This window comes from Blastococcus litoris (genome assembly GCF_003075095.1).
In the GTDB taxonomy this organism is placed as follows: Bacteria; Actinomycetota; Actinomycetes; order Mycobacteriales; family Geodermatophilaceae; genus Blastococcus_B; species Blastococcus_B litoris.
This window is the reverse complement of the sequence record NZ_QCZF01000003.1, coordinates 458,383-479,706: the sequence shown is the minus strand read 5'-3', so window position 1 is coordinate 479,706 and position 21,324 is coordinate 458,383. Positions and strand designations below refer to the sequence as shown.

Annotated in this window: 25 protein-coding genes; 8 read left to right on the top strand and 17 right to left on the bottom strand. The window is 74.7% G+C overall.

Going from position 1 to position 21,324, the window contains the following annotated elements; genetic code table 11:
* Positions 1–258 precede the first annotated feature (258 nt).
* Complete coding sequence (locus DCS98_RS09535) at positions 259–558, top strand: WhiB family transcriptional regulator (RefSeq protein WP_116451093.1); 300 nt, start codon at positions 259–261, stop codon at positions 556–558.
* Between the two features lie 113 nt (positions 559–671).
* Here DCS98_RS09535 and groL read toward each other — a convergent pair whose 3' ends face one another.
* Positions 672–2,318 (bottom strand): chaperonin GroEL, encoded by a 1,647-nt coding sequence (gene groL, locus DCS98_RS09530; protein WP_116451092.1) that lies wholly within the window; start codon positions 2,316–2,318, stop codon positions 672–674.
* Between the two features lie 124 nt (positions 2,319–2,442).
* Positions 2,443–2,751 carry a co-chaperone GroES gene (gene groES, locus DCS98_RS09525; RefSeq protein ID WP_116451091.1) on the bottom strand — a complete coding sequence of 103 codons (309 nt, stop codon included), beginning with the start codon at positions 2,749–2,751 and terminating at the stop codon, positions 2,443–2,445.
* Positions 2,752–2,952: 201 nt separating this feature from the next.
* Between groES and DCS98_RS09520 the strand changes: the two genes are divergently transcribed.
* Positions 2,953–4,182 carry a class I SAM-dependent methyltransferase gene (locus tag DCS98_RS09520; protein WP_164704477.1) on the top strand — a complete coding sequence of 410 codons (1,230 nt, stop codon included), beginning with the start codon at positions 2,953–2,955 and terminating at the stop codon, positions 4,180–4,182.
* Here DCS98_RS09520 and tsaD read toward each other — a convergent pair.
* From tsaD to DCS98_RS09495, 5 genes are read right to left on the bottom strand one after another with little or no spacing between them, the layout of a single operon-like run.
* On the bottom strand, positions 4,172–5,209 hold the full coding sequence (tsaD, locus tag DCS98_RS09515) for a tRNA (adenosine(37)-N6)-threonylcarbamoyltransferase complex transferase subunit TsaD (protein WP_116451090.1): 1,038 nt from the start codon (positions 5,207–5,209) through the stop codon (positions 4,172–4,174). The genes DCS98_RS09520 and tsaD overlap by 11 nt on opposite strands.
* Positions 5,202–5,717: a ribosomal protein S18-alanine N-acetyltransferase gene (gene rimI / locus DCS98_RS09510; RefSeq protein ID WP_338070208.1), complete on the bottom strand. Its 516-nt coding sequence runs from the start codon at positions 5,715–5,717 to the stop codon at positions 5,202–5,204. Before rimI ends, tsaD begins: the two co-directional genes overlap by 8 nt.
* A complete protein-coding gene (gene tsaB, locus DCS98_RS09505; RefSeq protein ID WP_116451156.1) occupies positions 5,714–6,349 on the bottom strand; it encodes a tRNA (adenosine(37)-N6)-threonylcarbamoyltransferase complex dimerization subunit type 1 TsaB in 636 nt (211 codons plus the stop codon). Before tsaB ends, rimI begins: the two co-directional genes overlap by 4 nt.
* Before the next feature lie 11 nt (positions 6,350–6,360).
* Positions 6,361–6,837, bottom strand: coding sequence for a tRNA (adenosine(37)-N6)-threonylcarbamoyltransferase complex ATPase subunit type 1 TsaE (gene tsaE / locus DCS98_RS09500; RefSeq protein WP_116451089.1), 477 nt, complete (start codon positions 6,835–6,837; stop codon positions 6,361–6,363).
* Positions 6,834–7,463, bottom strand: a complete 630-nt coding sequence (locus tag DCS98_RS09495) for a uracil-DNA glycosylase (RefSeq protein WP_116451088.1) — start codon at positions 7,461–7,463, stop codon at positions 6,834–6,836. Before DCS98_RS09495 ends, tsaE begins: the two co-directional genes overlap by 4 nt.
* Positions 7,464–7,562: 99 nt before the next feature.
* On the opposite strand from DCS98_RS09495, the gene DCS98_RS09490 reads away from it, so the two are divergent.
* Complete coding sequence (locus tag DCS98_RS09490; RefSeq protein WP_116451087.1) at positions 7,563–8,189, top strand: TIGR04222 domain-containing membrane protein; 627 nt, start codon at positions 7,563–7,565, stop codon at positions 8,187–8,189.
* 6 nt (positions 8,190–8,195) lie between these two features.
* On the opposite strand, the gene DCS98_RS09485 is transcribed toward DCS98_RS09490, so the two are convergent.
* The 9 genes from DCS98_RS09485 to DCS98_RS09445 all read right to left on the bottom strand — a co-directional run bounded on the left by DCS98_RS09485 (position 8,196) and on the right by DCS98_RS09445 (position 17,315).
* Complete coding sequence (locus DCS98_RS09485; RefSeq protein ID WP_116451086.1) at positions 8,196–9,377, bottom strand: alpha/beta fold hydrolase; 1,182 nt, start codon at positions 9,375–9,377, stop codon at positions 8,196–8,198.
* Positions 9,377–10,519 carry an alanine racemase gene (alr, locus tag DCS98_RS09480; RefSeq protein WP_116451085.1) on the bottom strand — a complete coding sequence of 381 codons (1,143 nt, stop codon included), beginning with the start codon at positions 10,517–10,519 and terminating at the stop codon, positions 9,377–9,379. The genes DCS98_RS09485 and alr overlap by 1 nt, the downstream gene beginning before the upstream one ends.
* Positions 10,516–11,982 carry an NAD(P)H-hydrate dehydratase gene (locus tag DCS98_RS09475; protein ID WP_116451084.1) on the bottom strand — a complete coding sequence of 489 codons (1,467 nt, stop codon included), beginning with the start codon at positions 11,980–11,982 and terminating at the stop codon, positions 10,516–10,518. The genes alr and DCS98_RS09475 overlap by 4 nt, the downstream gene beginning before the upstream one ends.
* A complete protein-coding gene (locus DCS98_RS09470) occupies positions 11,979–12,371 on the bottom strand; it encodes a holo-ACP synthase (RefSeq protein ID WP_116451083.1) in 393 nt (130 codons plus the stop codon). Before DCS98_RS09470 ends, DCS98_RS09475 begins: the two co-directional genes overlap by 4 nt.
* 111 nt (positions 12,372–12,482) lie before the next feature.
* The gene (gene glmS / locus DCS98_RS09465) at positions 12,483–14,345 is read right to left on the bottom strand and encodes a glutamine--fructose-6-phosphate transaminase (isomerizing) (RefSeq protein WP_116451082.1); all 1,863 of its coding nucleotides are present in this window, start codon (positions 14,343–14,345) and stop codon (positions 12,483–12,485) included.
* A 124-nt stretch (positions 14,346–14,469) separates the two neighbouring features.
* The gene (gene glmM, locus DCS98_RS09460) at positions 14,470–15,813 is read right to left on the bottom strand and encodes a phosphoglucosamine mutase (protein ID WP_116451081.1); all 1,344 of its coding nucleotides are present in this window, start codon (positions 15,811–15,813) and stop codon (positions 14,470–14,472) included.
* An 11-nt stretch (positions 15,814–15,824) separates the two neighbouring features.
* Positions 15,825–16,244 (bottom strand): 30S ribosomal protein S9, encoded by a 420-nt coding sequence (gene rpsI, locus DCS98_RS09455; RefSeq protein ID WP_116451080.1) that lies wholly within the window; start codon positions 16,242–16,244, stop codon positions 15,825–15,827.
* A complete protein-coding gene (gene rplM, locus DCS98_RS09450) occupies positions 16,241–16,684 on the bottom strand; it encodes a 50S ribosomal protein L13 (protein ID WP_116451154.1) in 444 nt (147 codons plus the stop codon). The genes rpsI and rplM overlap by 4 nt, the downstream gene beginning before the upstream one ends.
* A gap of 145 nt (positions 16,685–16,829) precedes the next feature.
* A complete protein-coding gene (locus DCS98_RS09445; protein ID WP_116451079.1) occupies positions 16,830–17,315 on the bottom strand; it encodes a beta-class carbonic anhydrase in 486 nt (161 codons plus the stop codon).
* A gap of 55 nt (positions 17,316–17,370) precedes the next feature.
* Here DCS98_RS09445 and moeA point away from each other — a divergent pair, with 55 nt between their 5' ends.
* From moeA to DCS98_RS22960, 4 genes are all read left to right on the top strand, one after another.
* On the top strand, positions 17,371–18,564 hold the full coding sequence (gene moeA / locus DCS98_RS09440; protein ID WP_116451078.1) for a molybdopterin molybdotransferase MoeA: 1,194 nt from the start codon (positions 17,371–17,373) through the stop codon (positions 18,562–18,564).
* Entirely contained in the window at positions 18,561–19,034 is a 474-nt protein-coding gene (gene moaC, locus DCS98_RS09435) for a cyclic pyranopterin monophosphate synthase MoaC (RefSeq protein WP_116451077.1), read from the top strand. Before moeA ends, moaC begins: the two co-directional genes overlap by 4 nt.
* A complete protein-coding gene (locus DCS98_RS09430) occupies positions 19,031–19,531 on the top strand; it encodes a MogA/MoaB family molybdenum cofactor biosynthesis protein (RefSeq protein ID WP_116451153.1) in 501 nt (166 codons plus the stop codon). Before moaC ends, DCS98_RS09430 begins: the two co-directional genes overlap by 4 nt.
* A 104-nt stretch (positions 19,532–19,635) precedes the next feature.
* Complete coding sequence (locus tag DCS98_RS22960; protein WP_164704482.1) at positions 19,636–19,800, top strand: VOC family protein; 165 nt, start codon at positions 19,636–19,638, stop codon at positions 19,798–19,800.
* On the opposite strand, the gene fdhD is transcribed toward DCS98_RS22960, so the two are convergent.
* Complete coding sequence (gene fdhD / locus DCS98_RS09425; protein ID WP_116451076.1) at positions 19,764–20,594, bottom strand: formate dehydrogenase accessory sulfurtransferase FdhD; 831 nt, start codon at positions 20,592–20,594, stop codon at positions 19,764–19,766. The genes DCS98_RS22960 and fdhD overlap by 37 nt on opposite strands.
* Before the next feature lie 39 nt (positions 20,595–20,633).
* Here fdhD and mobA point away from each other — a divergent pair, with 39 nt between their 5' ends.
* A complete protein-coding gene (gene mobA / locus DCS98_RS09420) occupies positions 20,634–21,296 on the top strand; it encodes a molybdenum cofactor guanylyltransferase (RefSeq protein ID WP_116451075.1) in 663 nt (220 codons plus the stop codon).
* Positions 21,297–21,324: the final 28 nt, after the last annotated feature.

The window sequence follows — 21,324 nt, the reverse complement described above, 5'->3', positions numbered from 1 at the left end:
GGGGAACACCCCGCCGGTGACGCACGTCCCGGGGGTGGATCCCCACCGGAACCGCTGCGTCCAGAACCCACCTTGATCGACACGAACGGGCTACGACAGCGGCCCTCACCCCGCGGGGTGAGGGCCGTGGGAGGGGGCCGCCGGACGAATCGGCCCGAAAAGTTGCGATCACGACGTGTTTGACCATGCGAGGCCAAGGGCACCCGGCCCCTTGCAGCCGGACAGCCCCCTCCGGCTCACCTGAGCCCTGGAGGAGACATGGCCGACATTCGCAGGCTCCCGACGCCGGTCGCCGAGGTCTGGGACTGGCAGCTCCACGGCGCCTGCCGTGGCGAGAACACGTCCCTCTTCTTCCACCCGGACGGCGAACGCGGTCCCGCCCGTGCCCGGCGCCAGGCCGCGGCCAAGGCGGTGTGCGCCCGGTGCCCCGTGCTGGACGCCTGCCTCAAGCACGCGCTGTCGGTCCGCGAGCCCTACGGGGTCTGGGGTGGCATGAGCGAGGAGGAGCGGGCCCGGCTGATCGCCGCGGAGCCCGCCGCCGTCGCCGCCGGGGTCTGACTCCCCCACACCAACGCCGAGAGGGCGGGTTCCGGATCATCCGGAACCCGCCCTCTTCGTTCGTACTGGCGAGGTGATGATCAGGGGCCCTGATCATCACCTCGGCAGGCGGCTCAGTGGCTGTGGCCGTGCCCGCCGTGCGAGTGCCCGTGCGTGTGGTGCCCGCCGCCGTGCTCGTGCTCCTCCTCGGCCGGCTTGTCCACGACCGCCGAGTCGGTGGTCAGGACCATCGCCGCAATCGAGGCGGCGTTGCCGAGCGCGGCCTTCGTGACCTTCACCGGGTCGATGACGCCCTGGCCGGCCAGGTCGCCGTACTCGCCGGTCGCGGCGTTGAAGCCCTGACCCTTGCCGAGGTCGCGCACCTTGCTGACGACGACGCGACCCTCGAAGCCGGCGTTCTCCGCGATCCGCACCAGCGGGGCGTCGAGCGCCGAGCGGACGGCGCGGGCGCCGGTGAGCTCGTCGCCCTCCAGGGACAGACCGTCGATCACCGAGGCGGCGTGCACGAGCGCGGAGCCGCCACCGGGGATGACGCCCTCCTCGACCGCCGCGCGGGTGGCCGCGATTGCGTCCTCGATGCGGTGCTTGCGCTCCTTGAGCTCGACCTCGGTGGCCGCGCCGACGCGGATGACGCCGATGCCGCCGGCCAGCTTCGCCAGCCGCTCCTGGAGCTTCTCGCGGTCCCAGTCGGAGTCGGTCGCCTCGATCTCGCGCCGGATCTGCGCGACCCGGTCACCGATGGCCTCGGACGTGCCACCGCCGTCGACGATCGTGGTGTTCTCCTTGTCGACGGTCACGCGCCGCGCGGTGCCGAGCACCTCGAGGCCGACCGAGTCGAGGGAGAGGCCGACGTCCTCGCTGACGACCTGACCGCCGGTGACGATGGCGAGGTCGGTCATGAAGGCCTTGCGGCGGTCGCCGAAGAACGGCGACTTCACGGCGACGACCTTGATCGTCTTGCGGATCGAGTTCACGACGAGGGTGGACAGCGCCTCGCCCTCGACGTCCTCGGCGACGATCAGCAGCGGGCGGCCACCGGTCGAGAGCACCTTCTCCAGCAGCGGGAGCAGGTCGGCGAGCGCGCCGATCTTGCCGCTGACCAGCAGGACGAGGGCGTCCTCGAGGACGGCCTCCATCGACTCCTGGTCGGTGACGAAGTACGGCGACAGGTAGCCCTTGTCGAACTGGACGCCCTCGGTGACGTCCAGGTCGGTGGACATGGTGTTGCTCTCCTCGACGGTGATCACACCGTCCTTGCCGACCCGCTCGAACGCCTCGCCGATGAGCTCGCCGACCTCGGCGTCCTGGGCGGAGATGGTGGCGACGCCGGCGATGGCCTTGCGGTCGTCGACGGGGATGGCGGCCTCGTCCAGGGCGGCGTGGACGGCGTCCACGGCGGCGCGCATGCCGCGGCCCAGCGCCATCGGGTTGGCACCCGCGGCGACGTTGCGCATGCCCTCGTGGACCAGCGCCTGGGCCAGGACGGTCGCGGTGGTGGTGCCGTCACCGGCGACGTCGTTGGTCTTGGTGGCGACGTTCTTGGCCAGCTGGGCGCCGAGGTTCTCGTACGGGTCGTCGAGTTCGATCTCCCGGGCGATGGTCACGCCGTCGTTGGTGATCGTCGGAGCGCCGAACTTCTTGTCGATGACCACGTTGCGGCCGCGCGGGCCGAGGGTCACCTTGACGGCGTCGGCGAGCTTGTCGACGCCGCGCTCGAGGGAGCGCCGGGCGTCCTCGTTGAACTTGATGATCTTGGCCATGGACGGACCTCTCGATCAGGGGTGGGTCGGGTGGGAGCGAGCTCCCGGAAAGGCAACCGCCCCGGGACCCGAGATCGGGTCGCCCGGGGCGGTTGTCAGAGCTGGTGGAGCAGGTGCGGAGAGGTCACTTCTCCACGACGGCGAGCAGGTCGCGAGCGGAGAGCACGAGGTAATCCTCGCCGCTGTACTTGACCTCGGTGCCGCCGTACTTCGAGTAGATGACCACGTCGCCGACGTTCACGTCGAGCGGGACGCGGTTGCCGTTGTCGTCGATGCGGCCGGGGCCCACGGCGACGACGGTGCCCTCCTGGGGCTTCTCCTTGGCGGTGTCCGGGATGACCAGACCGGAGGCGGTGGTGGTCTCGGCCTCGTTGGCCTGGACCACGACGCGGTCCTCCAGCGGCTTGATGCTGACCTTGGTAGCGGTCGTCACGTCGGTGACGCCCCCTTCGGTGTCGGACGGCTGTGACAGGAACGTGCTGGTACTGCTGATGCTGTGGCACGGGATCCGGGCACCCGCCGTCGCGGGGGTCGGGCGCCAGCCCGTGTCGATTGGCACTCTACCCACGAGAGTGCCAGCCGCTCAACCGGGTCCCCGACGTGGGTGACCCTGCGGGTGCGCGAGGCTGTGCGGGTGGACCCGCGACCCGACGAGCAGGCCGTCGAGACCGTGCGGCAGCTTCGGGCGCTCGCGACGCCGGACGGTGTCCGGGCCCTCTCCCGGGCCGCCGAGCTGCTGGCCGCCCGGGCCGACGCCGTGACCGCGCTGAGCCGGCTGCGCGCCGAGGTCGGCGCGGAGCTCGCCGGCCCGGCGTGGGGCATCGCGCGGCAGCGGGACCGCGCCCGGGCCGCGTTCGGCGACGACGCCGCACGGCTGCTGTTCACCGGCGACACCCTCGAGCAGGCCGGACGTCCCGAGCTCGCCGACCGGCGCGCCGCACGGCTGCTGGCCGGCGGGGCGGCGTCGGTCGCCGACCTGGGCTGCGCCGCCGGCACGGACACCATGGCGCTGGCCCGTGCCGGTGCGCGCGTCGTCGCCGTGGACCGCGACCCCGTGGCCCGGGAGCTCACCGCGCTCAACGTGGCCGCGCTCGGCCTGTCCGGCGTCGAGGTGCTCGACGCCGACGTCGTCGAGCTCGTGGCCGCGGCGGCGGGCGGCCGCGTGGCCGGCTGCGACGCCGCCGTGCTCGACCCCGCGCGCCGGGCGGGCGGGCGCCGGCAGCTCGACCCCGACCGCTGGTCCCCGCCCTGGTCGACGGTCCGGGCGCTGCTCGACCGCGTCCCGCTGTCGGTGGTCAAGGTGGCGCCCGGCCTCGACCACGACCGGGTCCCGGACGGCATCGAGGCCGAGTGGGTGTCCGCCGGCGGCTCGATCGTCGAGGCGCTGCTGTGGGGGCCCGCCGTCGCGACCACCTGGCGGCGGGCGACGCTGGTCCGCGACGGGGTCGTCAGCGAGGTGAGCGCCGACGACGACCCCGGCCCCGCGCCGGTCGGCCCGGTGCGCGGGTGGCTGCACGAGCCCGACCCCGCGCTCATCCGGTCCGGCCTCATGTCGCTGGTGGCCGACGGCGCGACGCTGGTCGACCCGACGATCGCCTACCTGACCTCGGATGCACCGACATCGACGCCGTGGCTGAGCTCCTACCGGGTCGCCGACGTCCTGCCGTTCAACCTCAAGAAGCTCAGGGCGCACCTGCGCGCCCGCGACGTCGGCCGCGTCGTCGTCAAGAAGCGGGGCTCCCCCATCGAGCCCGAGACCCTCGCGCGGCAGCTGAGAGGGCCCGGGAGCGGGTCGGCCGTCGTCGTGGTCACCCGGGTGGCGGGTGCACCGACCGTGCTGGTCTGCGAGCCGCCTACGCCGTGACGACCTCGATGGGCAGCGAGCTGTCGGCCCCGAGATCGGGCAGGGACGGCGCGATGCCGGACGACACGAGGCGCGAGCCCAACGCGGCGACCATCGCGCCGTTGTCGGTGCACAGCCGGGGGCTGGGGACCCGCAGCACGATCCCGGCCGCGGCGCAGCGCTCCTCGGCCAGCGCGCGCAGCCGCGAGTTGGCGGCCACGCCCCCGCCGAGCACGAGGTGGTCGACGCCGTGGTCGCGGCAGGCGCGCACGGCCTTGGCGGTCAGGACGTCGGCGACCGCCTCCTGGAACGAGGCGGCGACGTCGGCCACCGGCACCTGCTCCCCCGCCTTCTGCCGCGCCTCGACCCACCGGGCGACGGCGGTCTTCAGGCCGGAGAAGGAGAAGTCGTAGGGGGCGTCCCGGGGGCCGGTGAGGCCGCGCGGGAAGCCGATGGCGGCCGGGTCGCCCTCCCGCGCCGCCTTGTCGATCGGCGGACCGCCCGGGAACGGCAGGCCGAGCACGCGGGCGACCTTGTCGAAGGCCTCCCCCGCCGCGTCGTCCACCGTGCGGCCCAGCGGCTGCACGTCCTGCGCCAGGTCGGGGACGAGCAGCAGCGAGCTGTGCCCGCCGGACACCAGCAGCGCGATCGACGGCTCGGCGAGCGGGCCGTGCTGCAGCTCGTCGACGGCGACGTGCGCCGCCAGGTGGTTCACGCCGTACAGCGGCTTGCCGAGCGCCAGCGCGTAGGCCTTGGCCGCGGCGACGCCGACCAGCAGGGCACCGGTCAGGCCGGGCCCCGACGTGACGGCGACGGCGTCGACGTCGTCCAGGGTCGCGCCGGCGTCGGCGAGCGCCCGGTGCACCGTCGGGACCATCGCCTCGAGGTGCGCCCGCGACGCGATCTCCGGGACGACTCCGCCGAAGCGCTCGTGCTCGGCCATCGACGTGGCCAGCGCGTCGGCGAGCAGGGTGTGCCCGCGGACCAGCCCGACGCCCGTCTCGTCGCACGACGTCTCGAAGCCCAGGACCAGCGGCTGGTCAGCCACGTCCGCCTCCCGTCCGGCTCAGGGCCCGCACCCGCTTGCGCTTCATGACCACGGCGTCCGCGCCGCTGGGCTGGTAGTAGCCCCGCCTCCGGCCGATCTCGACGAACCCGCGCCGGCGGTAGAGGTGCTGGGCGGTCTCGTTGTCAGCGCGCACCTCGAGCAGCACGACGGGGCTGCGCCGGTCGGCCTCGGAGAGCAGCGCGTCGAGCAGCAGCGACCCGATCCCCTCCCCCTGGAGGGCCGTCGTCACCCCGAGCGTCGCCACGTGCGCCTCGTCGTCGTAGGCGATCAGCCCGCCGTAGCCGACCATCACCGGCGGACCCTCGACCGGTTCGTCCTCGTCACCGGCCACGTCGAACTCGGCGACGACGTAGAAGCGGGTGTCCGCGCGCGAGAGCTCGTCGCGGTACATCGCCTCGGTCCAGGTGTCCGGGGCGAACAGCTCCTCCTCCAGCCGCATGACGGCGGGCAGGTCGGCGACGGTCATCGGCCGCAGGGTGACCGTCACTGCGACACCGCCTTGATCGCCGTCGGCGGGGTGGCGTCCGGGCGGCGCAGGTAGAGCGGCAGCAGCGGTCCGGCCGAGGACGGGTCGAGCAGCTGGGGCCCGGCGGCGCGGAGCAGCCCCGCCGTCGTCACCTCGGCGGTCGCGACGTCGGCCCCCAGCCGACCGGCGAACGCGGGGTCACCGACGAAGGGGCCGGGCCGGCCGAGGTCCTCCGGACGGACGACGCCGGGCCCGTCGGTCCGGGCGCCCGACTCGTCGTAGGCGGCCCAGTAGACCTCCTTGCGGCGGGCGTCGGTGACCACGGTCCGGGCCCCCGAGCCGACCGCGTCCAGGGAGCAGACGCCGAACACCGGCAGCCCGCGGGCATCGGCCAGCGCCGCAGCGGTCACCACGCCGACCCGGAGACCGGTGAAGGGGCCGGGCCCGAGGCCCGTGACGACGACGTCGAGGTCGCCCATGGTCAGGCCCGCGTCGTCGAGGACGCTCGTGATCGCCGGGGTCAGCAGCTCGGCGTGCCGGTTGCCCGAGGGCACCGCGCGCTCGGCCAGCACCTCGGCCGCCCCGTGCTCCGACCAGTCGGCGAGCCCGGCGACGAGCGTCGGTGTCGCGGTGTCGAGAGCGAGGACGAGCACGTCGGTCAACGTTACTGACTCGCCGGCCGACCCACTCGGCCGCCGTCCAGCCGGCGTTCCCAGCCGGGGCCGTGCGGCACCAGCACCGCCGTCCGGACGTCGTCGTCGCGGCGGTCGAGGCGCACCTCGAGGTGCTCGTCGGCCAGGCGCTCGACCAGCCCCTGGCCCCACTCGACCACGGTCACCGACTCGTCGGTCGAGGCGTCCAGGTCGAGGTCGTCGACGTCGGCCACGCCACCCAGCCGGTAGGCGTCGACGTGCACCAGCGGGATCCGCCCGCCGCGGTGCACCCGCGAGATGACGAAGGTCGGGGAGGTCACCGGCTCGTGGACGCCGAGCCCGGCGCCGATGCCCTGCGTGAGCGCCGTCTTGCCGGCGCCGAGCGGGCCGACGAGGACGACGAGGTCGCCCGGGGCCAGCACGCCGGCCAGCGCGCGGCCGAGGGCCTGGGTGTCGGCGGGCGTGGGCAGGACGTGCTCCCGCCTCATGCCAGGGTCCCGGCGACGGCGGTCAGGTCGGCGAGGAGCCCGGCCCGCGGGGCGCCGTTCGGACCGAACCGGATGGCGGCCGACGGGTGGTACGTGGCCCAGACCGCCCGGCCGTCCACCTCGTGCGGCCGCGCGCGGACCTGGGCGAGGACCGTCCGCGGCCCGAGGAACCACTTCGCGGCCGACAGGCCCAGGGCGACGACGACCGGCGGGTCGAGCAGCTCCAGCTGCCGGCGCAGCCAGCCGCTGCAGCGGGCGACCTCGGGGGCCCTGGGCATCCGGTTGGCCGGCGGGCGGCACTTCACGATGTTCAGGACGGCGGCCTCCGCTCTCGACAGGCCCGCCTCGGCGAGCAGCTGGTCCAGCAGCGCGCCGGACTTCCCGACGAAGGGCCGCCCGGTCTCGTCCTCGGTCGCGCCGGGCGCCTCGCCGACCAGGGCGAACCGCGGCCGGCCTCTCAGCGGGACGTCGCCGACGACGACGTGCTGCCGGGTCGCGGCCAGCTCCGGGCAGGCGACGCACGGCCGGTTCACCTCGGCCAGCGTTCCCCAGTCGGGGGCCGCCGCGGCCACGCGGGCGACCTCGTCGGCCGCGGCGTCGGACCTCGGCGGTCGGAGAGCGGCCACGTGCGCACCCTAACGGCGGTCCTCCGGCCCCTTCCCCCGTCCTCCGGTCGGTGCCACCGTGGACCCGGCTCCACCCGCGCCGCATCCGGAGGTGTGGTCATGCCGGCCGAGGACCTCGACCTCTACGACGTGGCGTACCTGGCAGGCGGCCCCGGCCGTCTCGTCGACACCGCGGTGATCGCGCTGCTGGGAACCGGGCGGCTCCGGCTGCGCTGCCCCGGCCAGCTGGTCACCGCCGACCTGGCGCGACGGCACCCGGTCGAGGCGGCGGTCCTGGACGCGGTCGGACCGACGGGGCACCGCTCGGTCGACACCGTGCAGTGGCGGCTGGCCGACGACGACCGCGTTGCCACTGTGGGCCGCCGACTGCAGGCGCTCGGACTGCTCGGCCGTGCCGGCGCTCTCGCCCGGCACCCGCACGTCCGGTCCGCCCTGGCGCCGACCCGCGCCGGCCGCAGGGTCCTGCGGGGCCTGCGCGAGCGGACCGGGGAGGACGAGCTTCGGGATGTGGCCCTCCGCGGTCGCCGGGCGCTGGCCGATGCGCGGAGACGGTCGGAGATCTTCGACCGGCCCAGCACCGTCCTCGCGCCGCCGGGCGGTCGCGACCGTCACGACGTCGACCACAGCGATCCCCGGCTCGCCGCCTACCGCACGGGTGGGTCGGCCGCCGCCGCGGGCGCCTACCTCATCGGGCCCGCGGGAGGGATGGCCGGAGGGGTCCCCTGATCGAGGTCAGCGCTCGGCGTTCGCCCCGGCACCGACGCGACGCAGCAGCGCGGCCAGCGCCTCCGTGACCTCGTCCGGCTTCTCGAGCAGCACCATGTGCCCGGCGTCCGGGACGACGACGTGCTCCGCCGTGCCGTCCCCCGCCCGCGCCAGCCGCTCCAGCAGCAGCTCGCTGTGGTCCGGCGGGATCATCTTGTCCTCGGCGCCGGTGAGCACGAGCGTGGGGATCGCCCGCAGCGGCTCCAGCGAACCGGTCTCGTCCAGGCCGGCCAGCGCCGGGTAGAACTCCGCGATCACGTCGACCGGCGTGCCGGCGATCATCGAGTCCACGTAGCGCACGAGGGCCGGGTCGACGTCCGCCGAGGCGAAGGACAGGGACCGGGTCACCGCCGACACCAGGTCGGCGGCAACCCGCCGGGTCCGCTCGGCGAACGCCGGACGGCGGCGCATCGTCCATGCCGCCACCGGGATGACGGCAGCCCGGACCCGGGTGAGCAGCTCGGGCATGCCGAAGTTCAGGTCGGCGAGCTGCCCGCTCGACGTCGAGAGGAGGGCGGCGGCGACGATCCGGGACCCGAACAGCTCGGGCCGCAGCGCCGCCAGCCCCATGATCGTCATGCCGCCCATCGAGTGGCCGACGAGGACGACCGGCCCGCGAGGCACCCGGGCCTCCAGCACCGTCGCCAGGTCGCGGGCCAGCTGCTCGATCGTGGAGTTCTCCGCCCGGCCCCGGCCCGAGGCGCCGTGACCGCGCTGGTCGTAGAACACCAGGCGGGCGTCGGGGCGGTGGCCGTTCGCCGTCGCGAGCTCGGCGGCGAGGGCCCGCCGCTGGAACGTCCACGAGGCCATGGACAGCGTGTAGCCGTGCACGAAGACGACGGTCAGGGGCGCGTCCCGCGGGCCGATCTCCTCGACGGCGAGCAGCACGCCGTCGTCGGCCTGCACGAGGGCGGTGCGGTCCGCCGCACGCGCGGCCGGGCCGAGCGGGTCGTCCTCGCGCAGCTGCGCCGCGGTCAGCTCGGCGACGTCGCCCACAGGCCCCAGTTCGGCGGCCCGGACCCGGCGCCGCGCGATGCGGGTGACGGCGACACCGGCCGCCGTCCCCGCGGCCGCCAGGCCGACGACCGTGCCGATGATCCCCGCGGTGTGCGCCCGAGAGTGGGTGCGCGCCGGCGTCGAGCGGGCCATCAGACCGCCCCGGCCGAACCGACGTAGCGGCGGGCGAACCGTCCGCCGACGCGGGTGACCAGCTCGTAGTGGATCGTGTCGAGGGCGGTGGCCCACTGCTGGGCGGTCGGCTCGCCGTCGTCGCCCGGCCCCCAGAGGACGACCTGGTCCCCGGCCGCGATCGCGTCGTCGCCGACGTCGAGCACGAACTGGTCCATGCACACCCGGCCGGCGATGCGCCGCTGCGCGCCGGCCGCGAGCACCGGAGCGGTGTTGCCCGCGGCCCGCGGGACGCCGTCGGCGTACCCCACCGGGACCAGCGCCAGCGTCGTCTCGGCCCGGGTCAGGTACGTGTGGCCGTAGGAGACGCCGACTCCGGCGGGGACCCGCTTGGTCAGCATCACGCCCGCCTGGACCGTCATCGCCGGGCGCAGCCCGTGCGCGTGGGGATCGGATCCGCAGAGCGGGTCGAGCCCGTACAGCGCGATGCCCGGCCGCACCATGTCGTACCAGGTCTCCGGCAGCGCCACGGTGGCCGCCGAGTTGGCCAGGTGCAGGCGGGCGTCGGTGAGCCCGGCGGACCGCGCCAGCGCGACCGCCTCGTCGAACACCCGGACCTGCGCCCCGATGGTCGGGTGGGTGGGAGCGTCGGCGTAGGCCATGTGGCTCCACAGGCCGACGACCGACACGTGACCCTCGGCCTGGGCCCGGGCGGCGGCCTCGACCAGCGCCGGCCAGTCCGCGATGGTGGCCCCCTCGCGGGAGAGCCCGGTGTCGACGAACAGGTGCAGCTGCGCGGTGCGGCCGGTGGCGCGCGCCGCGGTGACGATCTCCTCCAGGCCCCAGACGGCGTTGGCCGAGACCTGCACGTCCTGCTGCAGCGCCGGCGCGTAGTCGGTCCCGGGGTTGTGCAGCCAGGAGAGCACCGGCGCGGTCACGCCGGCGGCACGCAGGACGAGGGCCTCGTCGAGGACCGTCACCCCCAGGCAGTCCGCACCGCCGGCCAGGACGGCGCGGGCGGCGGGCACGAGGCCGTGGCCGTAGCCGTCGGCCTTGACGACGGCCATCAGCGGCCGGTCGACCCGGTCGCGGAGCAGCGCCGTGTTGGCGGCGATCGCGTCCAGGTCGACGACGACCTCGGCGCGGGGGGCTGGGTTCGTCACGCGCCCGAGTCTCCCAGGCCGGACGGCGCGGGCCCGCGCACCCGGCCGATGGCCTCCGGGAGGCGGCGGACCAGGTCGCCGGCGAGCAGCGGCCCGTTCCGTGCCGCCAGCTGCCCCGTGCGGCCGTGCAGGTGGGCGGCGACCGCACCGGTCTCCACGGCGGGCAGCCCGGTGGCGAGGACGGCGCCGGCGATGCCGGAGAGCACGTCCCCGGTGCCGGCGGTGGCCAGCCACGGCGTCCCGGTGCCGTTGACGAAGGCGGTCCCGTCGGCGTCGGCCACCACGGTCGCCTCTCCCTTGAGCAGCACCGTGCAGCCGAGATCGCCGGCCAGCCGGCGCGCCGCTCCCACCCGGTCGGTGCCGACGTCCTCCCCGAACCGGGCGAACTCGCGGTCGTGCGGGGTCAGCAGCGTGGGCGCCGTGCGCCCGCGCACCAGCTCCGGCTGGGCGGCGCACATCGTCAGGGCGTCGGCGTCGACGACCGCGGGGAGGTCGGTGGCCAGCACCTCCGCCAGCACGCTGCGCGCGGCGTCGTCCGTGCCCATCCCGGGGCCGACCACCCACGCCTGGACGCGGCCGGCGTCACCGGGCCGGCCGTCGGTGACGATCGCCTCCGGCCAGGCCGCGCGCACGCCGTCGGCCGCAGTGCCGGCGTAGCGGACCAGGCCGGGCCGGGTGCGCAGGGCAGCCCCCGTGCACAGGACCCCCGCACCCGGGTACGTGGCCGACCCCGCGACGACACCGACGACGCCCTGCGAGTACTTGTCGTCGCCGGCCGACGGCGGCGAGAGCCGGGCGGCGACGTCGGCGTCGGCGAGCTGGTGCGCCGTCGCCGCCGGGAGCTCCAGACCGATGTCGACCAGGTGCACCTGGCCGGCGAACGCCCGGCCCTCCCCCACGACCAGGCCGAGCTTCACGGCACCGAAGGTCACGGTGTGCACGGCGGGGAAGGCCGCGCCGTCGACGGCACCGGTGGAGGCGTCGACCCCGCTGGGCACGTCGACGGCGACGGTGAGCCCGGCGCCCGCCCCGGCCATGGCCGCGAGCTCCGCGGCGGCCGGCCGGAGACCGCCGGACCCGCCGATCCCGAGCATCCCGTCGAGCACCAGGTCGGCGCGGGTGACCGCCCGCTCCACGCCCGGCGCCCCCGCGGCGAGGACCCGGCCGCCGGCCCGCCGCAGCGCGGCCAGGCCGGAGTCGTGCACGCGGTCGGGGTCGAGCAGCACGGCGGTCACCCGGACGCCCCGGCCGGCCAGGCGCGCGCCGGCGAACAGCGCGTCACCGCCGTTGTTCCCGGTGCCCACGAGCAGGGCCACCCGGCGGCCGTACGCGGTGCCGAGCAGCCGCAGGCAGACGGCGGCCAGGCCGGTGGCGGCGCGTTGCATGAGCGTGCCCGGCGGGGTGGCGGCGAGCAGCGGCTCCTCGGCGGCCCTGACCTCGGCGGCGGTGTGGAGCCCGATCACGCGGGCTCCCCGGCGCGGGGGAAGCCCTCGGCGACGACCACGGCGGACGCGATCCCGCCGTCGTGGCTCAGGGAGACGTGCCAGGAGGCGACGCCGAGCTGCGCCGCGCGGCCGGCGACCGAGCCGCGGACCTCCAGGTGTGGGCGCCCGTGCTCCCCGACGGTCACCTCGGCGTCGTGCCAGTGCAGGTCGCCCGGGGCGCCGAGGGCCTTGGCGAGGGCCTCCTTGGCCGCGAACCGGGCGGCCAGCGACTCACCGGTCCGGGGGTTCCCGGACGGCGTCAGCTGCTCGGCCGCGGTGAACAGCCGGTCGCGCAACCCGGGCGTGCGCGTGAGCGACTCCGCGAAGCGTTCGACCGGCACCACGTCGATCCCGACCCCGATGATCACCGGGTCAGTCTGCCGCGTGCCCGTCGTCCTGGCTCACCACACCGGGTCCTGGCTCACCACCGACCGTGAGCCAGGACCCTCGATGATCAGGAGACCTGATCATCGGGGTTGCTATTCGACGGTGACGGACTTGGCCAGGTTGCGGGGCTGGTCGACGTCGTAGCCGCGGGTGTCGGCGATCTCGCAGGCCAGCACCTGCAGCGGCACGGTCGTGACGACAGGGGCCAGCAGCGTCGGCGTCCGGGGCACGCGGATGACGTGGTCGGCGAACGGGACGACGTCCTCGTCGCCCTCCTCCGCGATCACGATCGTGCGGGCACCGCGGGCGCGGACCTCCTGGATGTTGGAGACGACCTTGCCGTGCACCGACTCGCGGCTGCGCGGCGAGGGCACGATCACGATGACCGGGGTGCCCTGGTCGATCACGGCGATCGGGCCGTGCTTGAGCTCGCCGGCGGCGAAGCCCTCGGCGTGGATGTAGGCCAGCTCCTTGAGCTTGAGCGCCCCCTCCAGCGCGACCGGGAACCCGACGTGCCGGCCGAGGAAGAGGATCGTGCCGGCGTCGGCCAGCGAGCGCCCCAGCGCCCGCACCTCGTCCATGCCGGTGAGCACCTGCGCGACGGCCTCGGGGAGGCGACGCAGGTCGTCGACGATCGCGGCGACCTCGTCCTCGTACTTCATCCCGCGCACCTGGGCGAGGAAGAGGCCGACCAGGTAGCAGGCGACGATCTGGCTGAGGAACGCCTTGGTCGAGGCGACCGCGATCTCGGGCCCGGCGTGCGTGTAGAGCACCGCGTCGGACTCGCGCGGGATGGTCGAACCGTTGGCGTTGCAGATGGCCAGGACGCGCGCCTTCTGCTCCTTGGCGTGGCGCAGCGCCATGAGGGTGTCCATCGTCTCGCCGGACTGGCTGATGACGATGACCAGCGTGGAGCGGTCGAGCACGGGGTCGCGGTAGCGGAACTCGCTGGCGACCTCGACCTCGACCGGGATGCGGGTCCAGTGCTCGATGGCGTACTTGGCGATCAGCCCGGCGTGGTACGAGGTGCCGCAGGAGACGACGAAGATCTTGTCGATGTCACGGAGCTCCTGGTCGGAGAGGCGCACCTCGTCGAGCATGAGGTCGCCCTTCTCGCCGATCCGGCCCAGGAGGGTGTCGGCGACGGCCTGCGGCTGCTCGGCGATCTCCTTGAGCATGAACCAGTCGTAGCCGCCCTTCTCGGCGGCGGCGGCGTCCCAGTCGACCGTGTAGGCCGTGGGCTCGACGGGCTGCCCGGCGAAGTCGGTGACGGTGACCCCGCGGGTTCGGTCGATCTCGACGACCTGGTCCTGCCCGAGCTCGAGGGCGTTGCGCGTGTGGCCGATGAAGGCGGCGACGTCGGAGCCGAGGAAGTACTCGCCGTCGCCGACGCCGACGACCAGCGGGCTGCTGCGACGGGAGGCGACGAGCGTGTCCGGCTCGCTGACGGCGGAGGCCACGAGGGTGAAGGCGCCCTCCAGGCGGCGGCAGACCGTCCGCATGGCCTCGGCCAGTCGCCCCTCGCCCTCCGGGGTGTCGGCGTAGGCGGCCGCGAGGAGGTGGGCCGCGACCTCGGTGTCGGTCTCGGACTCGAACTCGACGCCGGCGCTCTCGAGCTCGGCGCGCAGGACGGCGAAGTTCTCGATGATGCCGTTGTGGATCACCGCGACCGACCCGTCGGCGGACAGGTGCGGATGGGCGTTGCGGTCGGTCGGCCCGCCGTGCGTCGCCCACCGCGTGTGCCCGATGGCGACGGTGGCCGCCGGCAGCGGGTGCTCGGCCAGGACCTTCTCCAGGTTGGCCAGCTTGCCGGCCTTCTTGGCCGCGCTCAGCGCGCCGTCAGCGACGACCGCGATACCGGCGGAGTCGTATCCCCGGTACTCGAGCCGCCGCAGACCCTCCAGGACGACGTCCCGGGCGTCCTGCGGACCGACGTACCCCACAATGCCGCACATTGGTGCCAGGGTACCGGCGGTGGCGGACCAGTCCGTCCACGACACCGTCGTGCTCCGCACGACACCGCGGCCACGTGCCACGCGGGTAACGCTGAGCCCTCTCGTCACTCCTCGCGGGAGGGAACTACCCGACGGCGGCGACGACCTCCGCCAGCCGGTGGGCGACCTCGTCGGCCTGCTCCTGGGTGGGCGCCTCGACCATCACGCGCACGAGCTGCTCGGTGCCCGAAGGACGCAGCAGCACGCGCCCGGACTCCCCCAGCTCCTCCTCGACCGCGTTCACGGCCTCGGCGACCGCGTCGCTCTCGGCCACCGCGAGCCGGTCGGTGACCGGGACGTTGACCAGGATCTGCGGCAGCCGCTGCACGACGGACGCCAGCTCGGCGAGCGAGTTGCCGGTGGCCCGCATCCGGGAGAGGAGGGCGAGGCCGGTGAGCAGCCCGTCGCCGGTGGTCGCGTGGTCGAGGAACACCAGGTGGCCGCTCTGCTCACCGCCCAGGCTGAACCCGCCGGCGCGCAGGGCCTCCAGCACGTAGCGGTCGCCGACCGCGGTGGTCTGCACCGCGATCCCGGCGTCGCGCATGGTGTGGTGGAAGCCGAGGTTGCTCATCACCGTCGCGACGACGGTGTCGCCCGTGAGTGCGCCGCGCTCGTGGAGGGCCAGCGCGCAGACGGCGAGGATCGCGTCGCCGTCGACGACCTCGCCCTCGGCGGTCACGGCGAGGCAGCGGTCCGCGTCGCCGTCGTGGGCGATGCCGATGTCGGCACCCTGCGCCCGGACCGCCTCGATGAGCGGCCCGAGGTGGGTGGAGCCGATGCCGTCGTTGATGTTCCAGCCGTCCGGTGCGTCGCCGATCGCGTGCACCGTGGCGCCCGCGCGGCGGTAGACGTCCGGTGCCGTGCCGGCCGCGGCGCCGTGGGCGCAGTCGACGACGACGCGCAGCCCGTCGAGCGGCTGGTCGACGGTGGAGAGGACGTGCCGGGCGTAGCGCTCGGCGGCGTCGGGCAGCGGCTTGACCCGGCCGATGGCCGCGCCGCTGGGGCGGTGCCCGTCGGAGGAGCCGCTGACGACGGTGCGCTCGATGGCCGCCTCGAGGGCGTCGGGCAGCTTGTGCCCGCCGCGACTGAACAGCTTGATGCCGTTGTCGGGCATCGGGTTGTGGCTGGCCGAGATCATGACGCCGAGGTCGGCGCCCGTCTCGGCGGTGAGGTGGGCCAGGGCGGGCGTGGGCACCACGCCGGCCAGCAGCACCTCGGCGCCGGCGCTGGTCAGGCCGGCCACCACCGCGGCCTCGAGCATCTCCCCGCTGGCGCGGGGGTCACGCCCGACGACCGCGACGGGACGCGAGGTCCCGTCGCGGTCGGCGAGCACTCCGGCGGCAGCACGTGCCACCGAGAGGGACAGCTCCGGCGTGAGGTCGGCGTTGGCCAGACCCCGGACGCCGTCGGTCCCGAACAGGCGACCCAACGAACTGCGGGTCAGCGCTTGGAGTACTGAGGCGCCTTGCGGGCCTTCTTGAGGCCGTACTTCTTGCGCTCGGTGACGCGGGCGTCACGGGTGAGGAAGCCGGCCTTCTTCAGCGCCGGGCGGTCCTCGGCCTCGACCTCGATGAGGGCACGGGCGATGGCCAGGCGGAGAGCGCCGGCCTGACCGGTGACGCCACCACCCTTGAGGATGCCGACGACGTCGTACTGCTCGGCCTTCTCCAGGATCACGAACGGCTCACGGATGAGCTGCTGGTGCACCTTGTTGGGGAAGTACTCCTCGAGGGAGCGACCGTTGAGCTTGAACTGGCCGGTGCCGGGCAGGAGCCGGACGCGGACGACGGCCTCCTTGCGGCGGCCGACGGTCTGGATCGGACGCCCGTCGGCGTCGGTCAGGGTCGCGGGGCTGGTCACTGGGCCACCTGCTTGATCTCGAAGGTCTGGGGCTGCTGCGCAGCGTGGGGGTGCTCCGGGCCGGCGTAGACCTTGAGCTTGGAGAGCATCTGACGGCCCAGGCTGTTGTGCGGCAGCATGCCCTTGATCGCGCGCTCGATGACGCGGTCGGGGTGCGTGCGCAGCTGGTCGCCGACGTTGATGGTCTTGAGACCACCCGGGTGGCCGGAGTGCCGGTAGGCGCGCTTGTCGTCGCGCTTGGAGCCGGTCAGGGCCACCTTGCCCGCGTTCACGATGACGACGAAGTCGCCGACGTCGAGGTGCGGGGCGTACTGGGGCTTGTGCTTGCCGCGCAGGAGCTGTGCGGTCTGGCTGGCGAGTCGACCGAGCACCACGTCGGTGGCGTCGATGACATGCCAGGCCCGGGCGATCTCGCCGGGCTTGGGTGAGTACGTGCGCACGGCGCTCGTGTCCTCCGTCGTCGTCGGGATGGCTGGTGGGATCGCCTCACCGAGCACGGGAGACGGGACGACACGCGGGCACCAGCCGGCTTGCGCGCGCCAGCCGATCACGATACCAGTCGGCGGCCCCCGCCCCGACCGGCGGTCAGACCACTTCTCGGATGCGCCCGGTCTCGACGTCGTAGACCATCCCCCGCACCTCGCGGGAGAGCAGGTACGGGCTCTCCTGGATCAGCCGGATCGACTCCCGGACGTCGTCGTCGACGACGGTGAAGAAGCGCGGCGCCCACGGCGGCCGGCGGCCGGTGGCCTGCTCGACGAGGTCGGCGAAGCTGACGTCGTCGCTCTTCTCCAGCCCGCAGTCGGTGTGGTGGACCAGCACGATCTCGCGGGTGCCCAGCAGGTGCTGGGAGATGGTCAGCGACCGGATGGTGTCGTCGGTGATCACGCCACCGGCGTTCCGGATCACGTGCGCGTCGCCCACCTCGAGACCGAGCAGCGGGAACAGCGGCATGCGGGAGTCCATGCAGGCCACGACGGCGACCTTGCGGGCGGGGCGCACGTCCTTGCTCCCCGGGAAGCGCTGCGCCCACTCCTCGTTCGCCTGGAGCATCCGATCGATCTCAGCCACGGTCGGACGATAACCGGCGCGGCGGGAGGCCCGCTCGATCAGCCAGGATGACCCCGTGCGCACAGTCGAGGAACACCAGGCAGTGGTGAACGCGCTGCTCGACGCCCTCCCGGAGGAGACCGTGCCGCTGGCCCACGCCCACGGCCGGGTGCTGGCCCGGGACGTCGCCGCCGCCGTGGCCCTCCCGGGCTTCGACAACTCCGCGATGGACGGGTACGCCGCTCGCTGGGCCGAGGTCTCGCGGGTACCGGTGACGCTGCCGGTCGCCGACGACATCCCCGCCGGCCGCACCGACGTCGTCCCGCTGGCCGCCGGGACCGTGCAGCGGATCATGACCGGCGCCCCGCTCCCCGCGGGCGCCGACGTCGTCGTCCCGGTCGAGCTGACCGACGCCGGCACCGACGTCGTGGAGATCCGGGACTGCCCGGCGGCCGGCGCGCACCTGCGCGCGGCCGGCGAGGACATCGCGGCCGGCGCCGTGGCGCTGCAGGCGGGCAGCCCCCTGGGCGCCGCGCAGCTGGGCCTGGCCGCGGCGGTGGGCGTCACCGACCTGCCGGTCCGCCGGAGACCCCGGGTGCTGGTCCTGTCGACGGGCAGCGAGCTGGTCGCCCCCGGGCAGCCGCTCCTCCCGGGGCAGATCTACGAGTCCAACTCCCGGCTGCTGGTCGCGGCCGTCGAGGACGCGGGTGGCGAGGCCCGTCGGCTGCACTTCGTCCCCGACGACGTCGGCCAGTTCCTCGCCACCGTCCGCTCCGAGGTGGCGGGGGCCGACCTGCTGGTCACCAGCGGCGGCGTCAGCGCCGGGGCGTACGAGGTGGTCAAGGACGGCTTCCGGGAGCTCGGCACGGTGGAGTTCACCAAGGTCGCGATGCAGCCGGGCGGGCCCCAGGGCGCCGGCACCGTCGAGGGGGTCCCGGTCGTGACGCTGCCGGGCAACCCGGTGAGCGCGTTCGTGTCCTTCGAGGTGTTCGTCCGGCCCGCGCTGCGCCGCGCGATGGGCTACGCCTCCCCCGACCGCCTGCGCGTGCCCGCGCGGCTGACCGGCCCGCTGCGCTCCCCCGCCGGACGCCGCCAGTTCCTGCGCGGCCGCTTCGACGGCGGGCAGGTCTCGCAGGTGGGCGGGCCGGGGTCGCACCTGGTGGCGCACCTCGCCCGCGCCAACTGCCTGGTCGTCGTCCCCGAGGACGTGACCGAACTGCCCGCCGGCGCCGAGGTGGACGTCGTGCTGATCGAAGGAGCGCTCCAGTGACAGATGCGCGGCTCACCCACGTCGACGAGACCGGCGCCGCCCGGATGGTCGACGTCAGCGCCAAGGCGGTGACCGCGCGCGAGGCCACCGCCGCGGGCCGCGTGCTGGTCAGCCCGGAGGTGGTCGACCTGCTGCGCGGCAAGGGCGTGCCCAAGGGCGACGCCGTCGCCGTCGCGCGGATCGCCGGCATCGCCGGGGCCAAGCGGACGCCGGACCTCGTCCCGCTCTGCCACCCGATCGCGCTGCACGGCGTGACCGTCGACATCGACGTGACCGACGACGGCGTCGACATCACCGCGACCGCACGCACCGCCGACCGCACCGGTGTCGAGATGGAGGCGCTCACCTCGGTGACCGTCGCCGGGCTCACGATGATCGACATGGTCAAGGCCGTCGACCCGCGGGCGTCGATCACCGACGTCCGGCTGCTGCGGAAGTCCGGCGGCAAGAGCGGGGAGTGGACGCGATGACCGCCTCCCTCCCCCACGACGCCCGGGCGATGGTGCTCACCGCCTCCAACCGGGCTGCGGCCGGGGTCTACGAGGACCGCAGCGGCCAGGCGCTCGCCGGGGGCCTGGCGGCGCTCGGCTTCGACGTGGAGGGCCCGCACGTGTGCCGGGACGACGTCGACGAGCTCGAGGCGGTGCTGCGGAACGCGGTGGACGCGGAGTTCGACGTCGTCCTGACCACCGGCGGCACGGGCCTGTCCCCCACCGACGTCACCCCCGAGGCGACCCGCCGCATGCTCGAGCGCGAGGCACCGGGCCTCGCCGAGGCGGTCCGCCGCTACGGCGCCGACAACGGGGTGCCGACGGCGGTGCTCTCCCGCGGCCTGGCCGGGATCGCCGGGCGCACGCTGATCGTCAACCTGCCCGGGTCGACCGGCGGCGTGAAGGACGGGCTGGCGGTGCTCGGTCCCCTGCTCCCCCACGTCGTCAGCCAGCTGCGCGGCGGTGATCACGGGTGATCGGTCGCCCGTTCTCCGGGGAGATCCTCGGCATGCGCGTCGACGAGGACACCGACGGCGAGTGGCCGAAGGACCCCGATCGTCCGTAGCACGAGCACCTCGACATCCGGGTGGACGACGCGGACGCCGCCGGACGCGCGGTGCTGCAGCTCGGCGCCCGGCTTATCCAGGGCGAGTCGGGCACCGGCTCCCGGGTGTTCGCCGACGCGGCCGGGCACCCCTTCTGCCTCGTCTACCGAGGCAGCACGACCCGCTCGGTGCAGGCGTAGACGTTGCATCCGTCGCCCCGCAGGAACCCGACCAGGGTGATGCCCACCTCGCGGGCCAGCTCGACCGCGAGGGACGACGGCGCCGACACCGCGGCCAGCACCGGGATGCCGGCCATGGCCGCCTTCTGGGTCAGCTCGAAGCTCGCCCTCCCGCTGACCATGAGCACGTGCCCGGCCAGCGGGAGCCGTCCCGCCCGGACGCCGTCGCCGATCACCTTGTCCACGGCGTTGTGCCGGCCGACGTCCTCCCGCAGCGCGACGAGCTCGCCGGCTGACGTGAACAGCCCGGCCGCGTGCAGGCCCCCGGTCTTCTCGAACACCTGCTGCTCGGCCCGCAGCCGGTCCGGCAGCGCCAGGAGCACCTCGAGGGGCACGCGGACGCCGTCGGAAGCGACGTCGAACGCGGTCTTCGTGCGGATGGCGTCGATGCTGGCCTTCCCGCACACGCCGCACGAGCTGGACGTGTAGAAGTTCCGCTCCAGGCCGGTGTCCGGGATCGGCACCCCGGGCGCGAGGTCGACGTCCACGACGTTGTAGGTGTTGCGGCCGTCGGCGTCCACGGAGTCGCAGTACCGGAGACCCGCGACGTCGTCGTGCCCGGCGATCACGCCCTCCGTCGCCAGGAACCCGTGCACCAGGTCGAAGTCGTCGCCCGGGGTCCGCATGGTGACCGCGAGCGGCGTACCGGCCAGCCGGATCTCCAGCGGCTCCTCGGCAGCGACCGTGTCGGGCCGCGTGGAGTGCTGCGGCCCGCGGATGCGCAGCACCGGCGTGCGGCTCGTGACTCGTCCCACGGGAGGACGGTACCCACGTCAGAGCCTTACGGTGGCGCCGTGGACCCGCTGCCCGTCTTCACGGCCGTGGTCCTCGCGGGCGGCCGGGCGGCCCGGCTCGGGGGTCAGGCCAAGCCGCAGCTGCTCGTGGGCGGGCGCCCCATCCTGGCGGCGGTCCTGGACGCGGTCGCCGACGCCCAGGACCGCATCGTCGTCGGGCCGCCGCAGCCCGCGCCGCCGGACGTCCTCGTGGTGCGTGAGCAGCCCCCGGGCGGCGGACCGGTCGCCGCGCTCCGGGCAGGGCTCGCCGAGGTCCCCACCGACGTGGTCGTGGTGCTGGCCGGCGACCTCCCGTTCCTCTCGCCGTGGGTGGTCCGCGGGCTGCTCGAGCGGCTGACCGACGACGGCGTCATGGCCGTCGACGACAGCGGCCGCGACCAGTACCTGCTCAGCGCCTGGCGCACTCCCGCGCTCCGGGGTGCGATCACCGCTACCCGCGGCCCTGCTCCCCTCCGCCGGGTGCTGGCGCCCCTCGCGGCCGGCCGGTGGCGCCCCGACGTCCGCCCGGGCGAGCCACCGCCGTGGCTGGACTGCGACACCCCGGCCGACCTGGCGCGGGCGCGCGCCATCGCCGACGGGCACCTCGAACCGCCGCGACCGTCCCCGCCGGCCACTCCGGTGAGCCTCTTCCCGCGCTTCCAGGCTCCCCACGACCCGGGCTGAGCGGTTACTTTCCGGACGACAGCCGTGA